The 12,653-nt window shown below is 67.8% G+C and carries 10 protein-coding genes and 1 pseudogene; 5 read left to right on the top strand and 6 right to left on the bottom strand.

What is annotated here, in order from left to right:
* Positions 1–99 precede the first annotated feature (99 nt).
* From CXR29_RS00420 to CXR29_RS00410, 3 genes are read right to left on the bottom strand one after another with little or no spacing between them, the layout of a single operon-like run.
* On the bottom strand, positions 100–1,305 hold the full coding sequence (locus CXR29_RS00420) for an acyl-CoA dehydrogenase family protein (protein ID WP_127363554.1): 1,206 nt from the start codon (positions 1,303–1,305) through the stop codon (positions 100–102).
* Positions 1,302–2,639 carry a beta-ketoacyl-[acyl-carrier-protein] synthase family protein gene (locus CXR29_RS00415; protein ID WP_127363553.1) on the bottom strand — a complete coding sequence of 446 codons (1,338 nt, stop codon included), beginning with the start codon at positions 2,637–2,639 and terminating at the stop codon, positions 1,302–1,304. Before CXR29_RS00415 ends, CXR29_RS00420 begins: the two co-directional genes overlap by 4 nt.
* Positions 2,636–4,243, bottom strand: a complete 1,608-nt coding sequence (locus CXR29_RS00410) for a class I adenylate-forming enzyme family protein (RefSeq protein ID WP_127363552.1) — start codon at positions 4,241–4,243, stop codon at positions 2,636–2,638. Before CXR29_RS00410 ends, CXR29_RS00415 begins: the two co-directional genes overlap by 4 nt.
* 208 nt (positions 4,244–4,451) lie before the next feature.
* Between CXR29_RS00410 and CXR29_RS00405 the strand changes: the two genes are divergently transcribed.
* From CXR29_RS00405 to CXR29_RS00395, 3 genes are read left to right on the top strand one after another with little or no spacing between them, the layout of a single operon-like run.
* Positions 4,452–5,072, top strand: coding sequence for a TetR/AcrR family transcriptional regulator (locus CXR29_RS00405; protein WP_164742734.1), 621 nt, complete (start codon positions 4,452–4,454; stop codon positions 5,070–5,072).
* Complete coding sequence (locus tag CXR29_RS00400; RefSeq protein WP_127363550.1) at positions 5,069–5,410, top strand: DUF6204 family protein; 342 nt, start codon at positions 5,069–5,071, stop codon at positions 5,408–5,410. Before CXR29_RS00405 ends, CXR29_RS00400 begins: the two co-directional genes overlap by 4 nt.
* Positions 5,407–5,844, top strand: coding sequence for a helix-turn-helix domain-containing protein (locus tag CXR29_RS00395; protein WP_127363549.1), 438 nt, complete (start codon positions 5,407–5,409; stop codon positions 5,842–5,844). The genes CXR29_RS00400 and CXR29_RS00395 overlap by 4 nt, the downstream gene beginning before the upstream one ends.
* A 77-nt stretch (positions 5,845–5,921) precedes the next feature.
* On the opposite strand, the gene CXR29_RS00390 is transcribed toward CXR29_RS00395, so the two are convergent.
* The 3 genes from CXR29_RS00390 to CXR29_RS00380 form a co-directional block, all read right to left on the bottom strand.
* Positions 5,922–7,316 (bottom strand): NAD-dependent succinate-semialdehyde dehydrogenase, encoded by a 1,395-nt coding sequence (locus CXR29_RS00390; protein ID WP_127363548.1) that lies wholly within the window; start codon positions 7,314–7,316, stop codon positions 5,922–5,924.
* Between the two features lie 354 nt (positions 7,317–7,670).
* On the bottom strand, positions 7,671–10,094 hold the full coding sequence (locus CXR29_RS00385) for a transketolase-like TK C-terminal-containing protein (RefSeq protein WP_164742733.1): 2,424 nt from the start codon (positions 10,092–10,094) through the stop codon (positions 7,671–7,673).
* A 2-nt stretch (positions 10,095–10,096) separates the two neighbouring features.
* Positions 10,097–11,113, bottom strand: a complete 1,017-nt coding sequence (locus CXR29_RS00380) for a 1-aminocyclopropane-1-carboxylate deaminase (RefSeq protein ID WP_127363546.1) — start codon at positions 11,111–11,113, stop codon at positions 10,097–10,099.
* A 177-nt stretch (positions 11,114–11,290) separates the two neighbouring features.
* Between CXR29_RS00380 and CXR29_RS00375 the strand changes: the two genes are divergently transcribed.
* Both CXR29_RS00375 and CXR29_RS17965 read left to right on the top strand, forming a co-directional pair.
* Positions 11,291–11,950: a GntR family transcriptional regulator gene (locus CXR29_RS00375; protein ID WP_127363545.1), complete on the top strand. Its 660-nt coding sequence runs from the start codon at positions 11,291–11,293 to the stop codon at positions 11,948–11,950.
* Positions 11,931–12,576 (top strand): annotated as a pseudogene (locus CXR29_RS17965) (creatininase family protein). The gene CXR29_RS00375 and the pseudogene CXR29_RS17965 overlap by 20 nt, the downstream one beginning before the upstream one ends.
* Positions 12,577–12,653 lie beyond the last annotated feature (77 nt).

Genomic DNA, 12,653 nt, shown 5'->3' with positions numbered 1-12,653 from the left:
GAGGGTCGCCTCGGTGTCGTTCAAGCGTCAGCGCACTTTTCGTGGGGTACACCTTTCGACAAGTGCGCTTCGCCTTGAACGAGCGGCGGACCGAACTCCCTACCCGTCGAGCAGCGCGGCCGCGTACATCGGACGGGCCGCATCCGCGCTCGGCGGGTGGAAGAGCCCGGCCGCAGCGTCGCGGAAGAGGCGGGAGAGTTCGTGCTTGTTGCCGAACCCGCTGCCGCTCGTGCACATCAGGGCCGTCTCCGCACAGTTTCGGGCCGCCTCGGCGGACTTGATCCTCGCCCCCACCAGACGCAGCGGCCAGCCGGCACCGTGGTCGATGAGGTCATCGAAGTCCCGGGCGTAGGCGTCGATCATCGCCGTCACGGGCATGAAGTCGAGGTGCGCATCGGCCAGGCGCGTCCGGGCCTCGGGCACCTCGGCGAAGGTGGTCCCGGCCTTCGCGGACTTCCGCTTGTGCAGTCCGGCGGCGCCCAGCTCGAGCGCCCGCGCCGCGACTCCGGCGTAGACGGCGGCGATGAGCAGCTGGAAGTTGCTCGTGATCGCGAAGGTGAGCAGGTCGGGGTGCTTGCCGGCAGGGATGACGCGTGAGACCCGTTCGGGCTTCATCGGCACGTGGTCGAGGATCGTCGCCCGCGACTGCGAGGCCCGCATTCCCAGCACATCCCACTCGTCGGAGACCGTGATGCCGGGCGCATCGCGTTCGATGAAGCCGTAGACGAGCCGCCCCTCGGCGGGCTCGTCCGCATCGGGACCGGCGATCCCGTCGTCGTCGGAGGCCACGGCACCGTGGACGATGAGCCTGGTCCACACGGGTGACAGCGAGGTGAAGATCTTCACTCCGCTCAGTTCGTATCCGCCGTCGGCCGTAGGCACCGCCTCGGTGTTCGATCCCTGCAGAACCCAGTCGTTCGACGGTTCCGAGATGCCGAAGGCGAAGATCTCACCGGCCATGACCTCGTCGAACACCCAGTTCAACGAGTCGTCACCGCGGTCGGCCAGCGCCTTGACCACTCCGGTGGTCATGAGGTGCATGTTGATTGCCAGAGCCGTTCCGGGCGCCGCCGCTGCCAGCCTCTGCTGGAGTCGGCTGACCTCGAACAGGCTCAGTCCCGGCCCGCCGTGGGACTCGGGTACAAAGAGGGTGAGGTAGCCGAGGTCCCCCAGTTCGGCGAGATCCTCGTCGAAGAATCGGTTCTCGCGGTCATAGACGTCGGCTCGTTCGCGGAATCGTTCGAGCACATCAGCAGGCAGGTATCGCGCGGCGAGCTCGCTCACACGTGTCTCACGGTCGGTCATCGTCTCTCCTTCGTCGAGGGGTCGGTCGCTTCTGCTGAGGGTGTCGCGGTCTGCGCGGTGCGGCGCAGGATGATCGCGCCGTTGTGCCCGCCGAAGCCGAACGACGTTGACAGCACAGTGTCGACGGCCGCCTCGGCGAGGTTCGGTTCACAGCCCACCTCACGGGCGTGACCTGAGACGATGTCCCAGTCGGGGAACTCGTTGTCGTCGAGGTTGAGCGTCGGCGGCAGCGTCTCGTCACGCATCGTCAGGGTCGCGATGATCGCCTCGACGACCCCCGATGCGCCGAGGAGGTGCCCCGTCGTCGATTTCGTGGCCGAGATCGGGATCGTCCGTCCGACCTCCCCCAGGACGGAGTCGAAGGCTGCGAGTTCGGCTCGGTCGCCGGCCGGTGTGCCCGTGGCGTGGGCGTTGATGTGGTCGATATCGCCGGGTTCCAGCCCTGCGTCGCTCAAGGCCTGGACGACCGCCGAGGCGGCTCCCCGTCCCTGCGGATGCGGATTCGTCGGGTGGTGGGCATCGCTGGCGGCGCCGAATCCGGCAAGCTCGGCCAGGAGCCTCGCCCCACGTGAGGCCGCCGAATCGGCGGATTCGAGGAGGATCGCGGCCGCGCCCTGACTCATGACGAAGCCGTTGCGGCCCTGGTCGAAGGGTCGGCTGGCGGCGGTCGGATCGCCTTCGAATCCGGCGGCGAGCGCGCGCATGTTCGTGTTCGAGGCGAGATTGACCGGGCCGAGGCAGTCTTCCATGCCGACGACGAGCACGGCATCGGCATAGCCGTGGCGGATGCGGCGCATCGCCTCGCCGAGGCCGATCACCCCGGAGGCGCAGGTCGCCGAGACTGAATGCCCGGGCCCGCGCAGATCGAAGCGTTGGCTGATCAGCGCGGCCGCGGAATCCGGTGCTCCGTGGATGGACAGGGTCAGCGGCACCGACCTGGGGCCGTCGGCGTCGAGGCGGCGCGTGGCCTCCTGCATGGCGTCGACGGGTCCGGAGCCGGTGGCGGCGATGACGGCCACACGGTCGCGGTCCCACGGCAGCTCCTCGGCCGGGGCGGGGACTCCCGCGTGGTCGAGCGCCTGGTCGGCGGCGGCGATGGCCCAGTGCTGGACGGGGCTGAGTCGGCGGGCGAGCGCCCGGGGCAGAACCGCCTCGGCGTCGAAGTCCTTGATCTGCCCGCCGATTCGCACGGCGAGGTCGTCGAACTGCTCACCTGCGAGGACGTCGATGGCGCTGGTGCCGCTGCGGACAGATCGCCAGAGGGTTTCGGGGTCCTGACCGCTTGGGGTGATGGCTCCGAGTCCAGTGATGACGACGCCCTGGGAAGCGTTCACAGTCGCTGTGCCTTTCCGCTCATGACCAGGTCAACGGTTTCGTGGCGTCGAATCTTCCCGCCGACGGTCCGCGGCAGCCGGTCGAGCAGGTAGAACCGCCGCGGCACGAACTGCGGGGCCAGCTTCGCCCGGGCGTGGTCGAGCAGTGTGGCTTTGTCGGGTGTGCCCGAATCGGGGGTCCCGCCCTCGGAGCCGTGGCCCGCGGAGTCCGGTTCGATGACGAGGGCGACGATGCTGCCGAGACCGTCGTCGGGCAACGCGACCGCGCAGACCTCGCCGTCGAATCCTTCGAAGGCGCGTTCGACCTCGGGCAGGGACACCTTGTGTCCCCCGGTGATCGCGATGTCACCGGCCCGTCCGGCGAGTTGGAGGAGTCCGTTGTCGATCCGCCCCTGGTCACCGACCGTGGCCCAACCGTCGGGACGTCGCAGCTGAGCGTCGGTGGTGCCGGTGACATAGCCGTCCGAGCAGGCGGCGGCACTGATCCAGACCGTGCCGATCTCTCCGTCCGGCAGCCGGGCACCGGATCCGTCACGGACCTCGACGCCGATGGTGTCGTAGATCGAGATCCAGGTGCCGTCGCCATCGCGGCTGTCGCCGATGAACCCGATCTCGGCGGCACCGTAGTAGCTGATCAGACGGGTGTCGGGGAGGACCTCGGCGAGTGCCGAACGGATGGATGCCGGCAGATTCGCTCCCCCGGTGACGACGAGGTCGAGACCGTGGAAGCGGGCCGGCGTTCGGCGGGCCGCCTCGGCGATGGCACGCACCACGGCGGGCACGGCGACGATTCGGGTGATGGCTTCGCCGGTGATGCGCGACCCCATGGTGAAGGGGTCGAAGTCGTCGGCGACGTGGACGCTGCCGCCGGTGGCGAGGCTTTCGACGACGGCGTAGAGGGTAAGGCTGTAGGACACGGGGCCAGGCGCCAGGGTGGCCACTCCGGCGAAGGGTTCGAGGTGGGCCGAGGACACAGCCACGTTGTCGCGGTACTGCTGGCGGGTCTTGATGAAGGCCTTCGGATTGCTCGTCGTGCCCGACGAGAAGAGCATGAGGAACGGCTCGGACGCTTCGCGGACGGTCGGCGGGGTCGTGTCGGCGGGATCGACGGCGGCCTCGCAGGAATGGAGGTCGGTCGCGGTGATGACGGTTCCGGTCCAGCCTGCGGCGGCGAGCGCCTCGGCGAGTGGGGTCGAGTCGGAGATGACGAGACCGATTCCCGTGGTCGAGATGACTCCGACCTGATGGTCGAGCGGCCAGCGGGGATCGATCGTGGCCGAGACCGCGCGGAAGCCGGCGAGGCCGGCGATGATGCGGGAAGTCTCGAACGCCGAGGTGAGACTCACCGCCGTGATCGGGATGCCGTGGGTTTCGGGAGCAGGATTCGGCGGGTCGGTCTGGGCTCCGTGGAGGGCGTCGACGGCGGCGAACAATGTAGCCGAGTCAGTGACGAGTTCGGCATACGTGAGGGAGCGCTGGGCGCGTGCGCGCTCGGCAGAGTCGGCGCTCTCATCTGGGGCAGGGCTGCCAGTGTGGCCGCCGACGATGGCCAACTGGTCCGGATCGGCGGCCGCAACCTCGAGGATCCTCGACGTGATAGGCAATTCCGTCCTCCTCGAATTCGTTCCTCACGGGCCCGATCCCGGGCCGGCATGTGCCCGATCCTCGACTGACATCACCAGGCCCCGGGCACCGATCCTCAGTATAGGAGCGACGCGGACGGCTGTGGTCTGCGGAGGGGGTCCGGGCCGTTTCCAGCCGGCCCGCTTCTGCCAGGCCAGTTCTCATACTTTGCGGTATTCAAATACATTCATGTATCTTGAACTTATGAACTCAGCACCGCAGCGCATGACTCGCAGGGAAAGTCAGGAAGCGACTCGCCAGCGACTCATCGAATCGGCGATCTCGCTCTTCGCCGACCACGGGGTCGCCGAAACCTCACTCGTCGCGGTGGCCGAGAACGCCGGGTTCAGTCGCGGCGCCGTCCACGGAAACTTCTCCGACAAGGAGGACCTGGCCGCAGCCGTCGTGCAGTCCATCGTCGGCGAACTCGGCCCCGAGCTCGGCCACGCACTGAATTCGACCAACAGCTCGAACGAACGGCTTGCGGAGTACATCTCGACGCATATCGCCTACTGCCGACGCCATCCCAGGCGAGCTGCCGCCATCATCGCCTCTGTCGGTCACCTCGCCAGGCGCGCACCGGGAGCAGCCGGCTATGGCGAGCGCGCCACCGAATCGGTCGCCGACCTCGTCGCGCTCTTCGAGGACGGACAGCGCCGAGGCGAGATGCGCAGCTTCGATCCCACGACGATGGCCCTGACCCTGCGCTCGGTCCTCGACACCGCGGTGCCCACCTACGGCGACATCGCTGCCGAAGAGATCGTCGCCATCTTCGATCACGCCACCCGTATCCAGGAGACCGCTCCATGACATGGAACTTTCGCATCACCGCCCGCGGCCGCTTTGCCGACCTCAACGACGAGCAGCGCCGCCGCCTCCGTGCGGCCCAGTCCGAGCACGACATGTTCGCCGCCCGCTTCACCCCCGAGGGGACCTTTCTCTACACGCCGGAGCTCGTGTTCTTCCAGCATCGGTTCCTCATCGACGTCGACGAGTCCGATCCCGATGACGCCGAGGTGCTGGCCACGCTCAGAGGCGAAGAGCTCGCCGCCACCGACCTCGACCGCCGCGGTTTCGCAGGCGCGGTCACCGAGGTCTCGGCAGTGTGCGTCGAGGACATCAAGACACGGTCGGGACGGCGGTCATGAACTCGGCACCCAACCTCGAGGCAGCGCTGACCGTCGCCTGGGCGAAGAGTGCGCTCGACACGGCAGTCGGCGCTGCCCTGGCACGCGTCGGCCTGTCGCTCGACGACCTGCGTCGACTGCGCATCATCGGGACACATCCGCAGGGGCTGACCAGGGAGGACCTCGCCGAGGCGATGGGCGAGACCCGATCGCAGACCATCCGCTCCAGCAGCCCACTCGTCAAGCTCGGTTGGCTCTCGCGCGCAGAGTCCGGTGAGTTCTCCCTCACCGACAGCGGACGTCGCCTGATCGATCAGGCCGAGGGCATCGCCGAGAAGGCGGCCGCCCGCTGGTTCACCAACTTCGGGCTCAGTCCGACAGCGGTGATCGCGAGCGTAAGTCCGAATCGTTCGGCTTCATCGAAGCAAGGGGCAGGACAGCGAGAAACGGGCTGAGCGTCGAGACACGCATGCGCACACGCGTGTCTCGACGCTCAGCCCGTTTCTCGGCGAGGGCCGCAGCCCAATCAGCCTCAGTCAGCCACGTAGTACATGCGCTTGTTGACGAATTCGTCCATGCCGTAGGGGCCGAGCTCGCGGCCGAAGCCCGAGCGCTTGGTGCCGCCGAACGGGATCTCCGCGCCTTCACCGGCAGGGGTGTTGACATTCGACATGCCGACGTCGAGGCGCTGAGCGAGCTTCGCGGCACGCTCGGAATCCTTGGCGAACACGGCGCCGCCGAGGCCGAAGCGCGAGTCATTGGCCAGAGCCAGTGCCTCGTCATCGCTGGTGACCTTGTACACGGTGGCCACGGGTCCGAAGAGCTCCTCGCGGTAGGCGTCCATCTCCGAGGTGACTCCGGTGAGCACGGCCGGCGAGACATAGGCCGAACCGTCGCTGGCGAGCTCGCCGCCGACGAGGGTCGCACCCTGCTCGACGGCGCGGTCGAGCTGCTTGCGCAGGTTCTCGGCGGCCGAGCGCGAGGACAGAGGCGAGTACTTGCCGTCGCCCGCCTCGGCGGGGGTGCCCTTCTCCCAGGACTGGGCACGCTCGGTCAGACCGGACACGAAGTCGTCGTAGATGTCGTCCATGACGATCATCCGCTTGTTCGCGTTGCAGACCTGGCCGGTGTTGTACAGGCGGGTGCCCCACGCGGTATCGACGGCCTCGTTCATGTCATCGGTGTCGAGGACGATGTAGGGGTCGGATCCGCCGAGCTCGAGCACGGCCTTCTTGAGGTACTTGCCCGCGGTCGCGGCCACGGCGGACCCGGCGCGCTCGGAACCGGTCAGGGACACACCTTCGACGCGGTCGTCGGCGATGATCGTCTCGATCTGCTCATGGGTGGCGTAGATGTTGGAGTACACGCCTTCGGGGATGCCGGCTTCCTTCATGATCTCGGCGATCTTCGCCGAGGAGCGGGGGCAGATCTCCGCGTGCTTGAGGATGATCGTGTTGCCGAGCACGAGGTTCGGTGCGGCGAAGCGGGCGACCTGGTAGTAGGGGAAGTTCCAGGGCATGATACCCAGCAGCGGGCCGACGGGGCGACGCTGGATGAAGGCCTTTCCGCCCGACATCGATTCGATCGGCTCATCGGCGGCGAACTTCGGTCCGTTGTTCGCATAGTAGTTGAAGATCTCTTCGCAGAACTCGGCCTCTTCCTCACCTTCGGCGGTGGGCTTGCCCATCTCCTCGGCGATGATCTCCGCGAGCTCGGCCTTGCGCTCTCCGAAGAGAGCGGCAACCTTGTTGACGATCGCGGCGCGTTCCTCGATCGTCTTCTCGCGCCAGCTCAGGTAGCCCTTGTGTGCGGATTCGAGGACCTGTTGGACCTCTTCGTCGGTGGCATTGTCGAACTTCTCGACGACCTCGCCCGTGGCCGGGTTCTCGACACGGTAACCGCCTGCAGCACTGCCTACGTTGCTCATTCCAGACTCCTTCGACTTCGGGCGCCTGTTGGCGCCGTTTAAGCAATCGCATACCTGTTCGCCGTCGGAATCGACGGATTGCGTATGCCTGTCTCACACGCTATCAACACGTGACCCGCGCAACAAGTGCCGGAACCTGGGGGAATCCTCAGTCCCGTATCGTCCCCGACCTCCACGCCGAGGCGATGCGGATTCCGAATCAACCACGACGAAATCCGAACCGTCCTCGACGTTGATCGAACAGCCGCCTCGGCACGCTCACGGATCAGCCGCCTCGGTGTGGGGATCGGCTCCGGTACGAGGTGCCGGACCCGGTCGACCACCCGCAGCAGACCTCACCAGGCGCCGGAGACCTCACCGCCCCACGAGGTCGAGCGCCGCAGAGACGATCGAGTCCGTGTCGATTCCGTGGATCGCATGTGCCTGACTCACCGAGGAGGCCTGACCGAATTCCGTGACGCCGAGGTTGCGGGTGCGATCCCCGCGCACTCCGGACAGGAAGGCCAGCGTGTGCGGGTGTCCGTCGAGGACGGTCACCAGGGGCGCGGGATGCGCGGCCGGGAACAGTTCGTCGGCGATGGCCGAACGGCGGCTCTGCCCCACCCGTCCCCGCTCCTGCACGGAGCGGAAGACCTTCGACGCCGAGCTGAGGCAGACGATTCCTGCCCGCACGCCCAGAGTTTCCAGTCGGGCCGCAGCCGCGATGACCTCGGTCATGATCGCGCCGGCGCCGACGAGCGTGACCTCGTCTTCGGCCGCCGGACGGGCCGAGAGCCGGTAGCCTCCGGCGATGACCTGTTCGCGGCGCCGTTCGCGCAGCAGCGGATCCTCGGGCACTGCGGCGAGCTCCTGGGCCACGGGCCTGGTGGTCAGGCGGAAGTACGCCGAATCCCCGTGCGGGTCGACGAGTTCGCGCAGCGCCTCGAGCAGGGTCCACTCGAGGTCCTGGGCGAAGGCCGGCTCCCAGCTCGTCAAGCCCGGGATCTCCAGAGTCACCGAGGGCGTGTTGAACGACTGGTGCGCCCCGCCCTCGGGCGCGAGCGTGACTCCCGACGGCGTGCCGACCATGATCGAGCGCCCACCGGCGTAGAGGCTGAACGTCCACGGTTCGAGGGCGCGGTTGATGAACGGATCGTAGATCGTCGCGATCGGCAGCAGCGGCTGTCCCCACCGGCTCCCGGTCGTCCCGAGCTCACCGGCCAGGGAGACGAGGTTGACCTCGGCGATGCCCATCTCGATGTGCTGACCGCGCGAGCCCTCCTGCCATTTGAGGACTCGTTCCCGGTCATCGGAGAACCAGTCCTCCCGCCCGGCCGGGGACCAGATCCCGGTCTTGTTGATCCACCCGCCGAGGTTGGTCGACGTGGCCACGTCCGGTGAGACGGTGACGACGCGGCGGGCCACCTCGGGGGCGACGTGCTTGAGGTCGGAGAGGAACCGACCCAGCGTGGCCTGGGTGGAGATCGTCGGCCGCGGGGAGAATCCCAGCTCAGCGGGCACCTCGGCGACGGTGTGGGTCTCATGGTCCTCGCGGCGCAGGCGCTCGGCGGTCTGGGCGCAGAGCCTCCCGGCCGGGGTGTCGGGGTCGAAGCGGACCCACGGATCGTCGAGGTCCATCGCCGAGTCGGCCGCGAGGTCGCGCATCTGCGCCTCGGTGAGCTGGGCGGCGTGGTTGCCCGGGTGGCCCTCGGTGGCGAGCCCCTTGCCCTTGATCGTGTACGCGAAGACGACGGTGGGTCGGTCGTCGTCGATGGCCTCGAAGGCCTCGACGAGCTGCCCGAGGTCGTGTCCGCCGAGGTCGCGGATGAGGGAGGCGATCTCATCGGGTGAGAACGGGTCGATGACCGCGCGCAGCGCCGTGGCCGCGGACTCGTCGAGGCCCGCGAGCAGCCGGTCGTGGATCTCGGACGGATGGGCGCGCAGCAGCCGCTGGTATTCGGGATTGGGCATCTGCACGAGCCGATTCTTGAGCGCCTCACCGCCGGGGGCCGCGAACACGGCTTCGAGTCGGCGCCCCCACGGGCAGGTGAGGACCTGCCAGCCGGCGGCGGCGAACATGCCGTGGAGGCGCTTGATCTGCACGTCGGGGATGACCCGGTCGAGGGACTGCCGGTTGAGGTCGACGATCCACACGATCTCGCCGAGGGTGCGCACCTCGGGGTCGATGATGGCCTCCCATACCGCACCTTCGTCCATCTCGGCATCCCCGAGCAGCGAATAGAAGCGCCCGGCCCGTGGGGTGTCGGGGAACCGGTCGGAGACGTAGCGGTGGGACAGTGCGGCCCAGATCGGGGCGGTCGCGCCGATGCCCACCGACCCCGTGGAGAAGTCGACGGTGTCGGGGTCCTTCGTCCGGGAGGGGTAGGGCTGGAGTCCTCCGCGGCTGCGCAGGGTGTCGAGGAATTCCTCGCCGAGGTCTCCGAGCAGATAGTTGATCGCGTGAAGGACGGGAGAGGCATGTGGTTTGACCGAGACGCGGTCGATGGCGCGCAGTCGGGTGAACCACAGCGCCGTCATGATCCCGGTCATCGAGGCCGACGAGGACTGATGGCCGCCGACCTTGACCCCGTCCGGGTTGACTCGGCCGCGGTTGGCGCGGTCGATGATCGAGGTCGCCAGCCTCAGCACGCGCTGGGCGATCTCGTCGAGGATCTCATCGTCTCCCGAGGTCGAGGCCCGCAGCGGACGGTCGTTCGTCCCGGGCGGGCTGACCTGCAGGGAGGTCTCGAATTGGTGGCGGTCCGTGTCCTGTGCGCTCGGTTCCTGTGCAGTGCTCATCATCAGAAGATCGAGGAGTAGGCGTTGAGTGCGAGCTGTCCGCCGAGGTGGGCGTAGAGAACGGTGGAATCCTGGCCGATCGTGCCGTCTCCGACGAGGTCGAGGAGCCCTGCCATCGACTTGCCCTCGTAGACGGGGTCGAGGATGACGCCTTCGAGCTGGGCGGTGGTGCGGATCGCGTTCACGGTCGTCTCGTCGGGGATGCCGTAGGCCGGGCCCTCCCAGCCGGTGCGGATATCGACGTCGTCGTCGGTGATCTCACGCCCGAGGCCGATGAGTTCGGCAGTGGTGTTCGCGATCCGCTGCACCTGGTCGCGGGTCTTCTCGATCGTGGCCGAGGCATCGATGCCGATGACCTTGCGGGGGCGGCCGCCTGCGGCTTCGAGGGCGGCGAAGCCGGCGATCATGCCGGCATGCGTCGACCCGGTCACGGTGCACACGACGATCGTGTCGAAGAAGACGCCGAGCTCCTTCTCCTGTGCGGCGACCTCATACGCCCAGTTCGCGAACCCGAGTCCGCCGAACTTGTGTTCCGAGGCTCCGGCGGGGATCGGGTAGGGCCTGCCGCCGGACTCTTCGACTTCGTGCAGTGCGTTCTCCCAACTCGAGCGGATGCCGATGTCGAATCCGGCCGAGTCGAGGCGGACGTCGGCTCCCATGATGCGCGAGAGCTCGATATTGCCGACCTTGTCGTTGACCGGGTCCTCCCAGTCGACCCAGCGTTCCTGCACGAGGCGCGCCTTCAGTCCCAGGTGAGCGGCGACAGCGGCGACCTGGCGGGTGTGGTTGGACTGGTAGCCGCCGATGGACACGAGGGTATCCGCACCCGAGGCGAAAACGTCGGGGACGATGTACTCGAGCTTGCGGGTCTTGTTGCCGCCGAAGGCGAGTCCTGAGTTGACGTCCTCTCGTTTGGCCCAGACACGGGCCCCGCCGAGGTGGTCGCTCAGTCGCGGGAGCTCGTGCACGGGGCTCGGCCCGAAGGTGAGTGGGTAGCGTTCGAAGTCGGTGATGGCCATGATGTCCTCTGTTCTCTGAAGCGTTCGCTTCGGGGCGATCGCTCCCTCGCGCGATGTGTCCTGGATCGCATCCAGTGAGATGCAATATATTGCATTCTGCTGATGGTTACAATGGGTCAGAGTTCGAGTCCCATCCCGCGGGACGAGACCACCCACTCAGAGACAAGGTGACCGAGCGTGCCGATCCCCACGGATTCCCCCGCCCCGCAGCGCAGCCTGCTGCGCGATGACGTCTATCGGTCGATCCGCGACGCCATCGTCCGCGGCCAGCTCGCCCCGGGGGAACAGCTGCGCGATCAGGAGCTCGGCGCCTGGCTGCAGGTGTCCAGAACGCCCGTGCGCGAGGCGCTTCAACGGTTGGCGCAGGCCGGACTCGTCGTGGCGGAGCCGGGCCGGATGACGCGCGTGGCACCGGAGGATCCGGTACTCATCCTCGCGGCCCGGCAGATCGCCGCCGAACTCCACGGTCTGGCGATCGACCTCGCCTTTCCCGCCCTCGACGAGGCGGCGCTGGGTGAGATGGAGCAGGCGAACGGCCGATTGAGTGCGGCCCTCGCGGTCGGCGATGCCAAGGCGGCGATCGCCGCCGATGACGACTTCCACGAGGTGGCCCTCACTCGATCCGGCAATCCCCTCATTCCCGATCACCTCGAGGTCGTCACCGCCACTCTGCGCCGCGCGGAGTTCCTGCACTTCGAATCGGTGAAGGGATCGGCCTCACCGGAGCAGCACACCGAGATCATCGCCGCCGTCCGTGCCGGTGAGCATGCGCATGCCGTCGCACTGACGAAGGCGAACTGGTCGACCATCGAAGGGGATGCGCCGAAGACGGCCTGAGTCGGACACCCGCGACAGCGCCAACGGCGATCAGGTTCGGGCGGCCCGAGCCTTCGTCCTGCCGAGCATCGACTACGGTCTCTCCCCGCATCACCGCTTCCTGCCCGGCACGATCAACATCGGCCCGCAGCTGTTCATCGATCTCGTCTCCTCGATCGTGCGCCAGCTCGCCGATGCCGGATTCGACAGGCTCCTCGTCATCACCGGGCACGGCGGCAACCTCGCCGCGCTCGGCGTGATCCAGCAGTCCCTGCTCGCCACCCATCCGGACTTCGTCTTCGCCTATGCTCCGGTCTCCGCCTTGGCCACCGAGGCGACTGCCCAGCTGCCACGCACCGAGGTCGGCGGCCACTGCGGAGTGTCCGACCTCACAGATGCTCGCCATCGACGAATCCCTCGTCGACTCGGGCCACCTCAACCCCGTCGCCACCCGGCGCGACGATCTCGACCCGCGCGCCCGACTCTCACGAACGAAGTCACCGTCAACTGCGGTGACATTCGACCGCTACGCCGACAACGGCGTCCTCGGCGATCCACGCACCGCCACGGCCGCGGCCGGGGAGGACATCCTCGGCGAGGTCATCGATCGACTCGTCGCCTACTGTCAGGAGCTGCAGAGACTGTGACACCCGCTTCTCACTGACCGGCCGCCCGGCCGTCACCCCACCACAGATCACCCGATTCCAGCGCCGGAATCACCGTG

The sequence above is a fragment of the Brevibacterium linens genome (genome assembly GCF_003999335.1).
In the GTDB taxonomy this organism is placed as follows: domain Bacteria; phylum Actinomycetota; class Actinomycetes; order Actinomycetales; family Brevibacteriaceae; genus Brevibacterium; species Brevibacterium linens.
This window is presented reverse-complemented; position numbering and strand designations above follow the sequence as displayed.

Bases quoted from the DNA above. Each gene is read 5' to 3' on its own strand.
- CXR29_RS00420 (WP_127363554.1), bottom strand. From the start codon at position 1,305: ATGACCGACCGTGAGACACGTGTGAGCGAGCTCGCCGCGCGATACCTG.
- CXR29_RS00405 (WP_164742734.1), top strand. From the start codon at position 4,452: ATGTATCTTGAACTTATGAACTCAGCACCGCAGCGCATGACTCGCAGG.
- CXR29_RS00400 (WP_127363550.1), top strand. From the start codon at position 5,069: ATGACATGGAACTTTCGCATCACCGCCCGCGGCCGCTTTGCCGACCTC.
- CXR29_RS00395 (WP_127363549.1), top strand. From the start codon at position 5,407: ATGAACTCGGCACCCAACCTCGAGGCAGCGCTGACCGTCGCCTGGGCG.
- CXR29_RS00390 (WP_127363548.1), bottom strand. From the start codon at position 7,316: ATGAGCAACGTAGGCAGTGCTGCAGGCGGTTACCGTGTCGAGAACCCG.
- CXR29_RS00385 (WP_164742733.1), bottom strand. From the start codon at position 10,094: ATGAGCACTGCACAGGAACCGAGCGCACAGGACACGGACCGCCACCAA.
- CXR29_RS00380 (WP_127363546.1), bottom strand. From the start codon at position 11,113: ATGGCCATCACCGACTTCGAACGCTACCCACTCACCTTCGGGCCGAGC.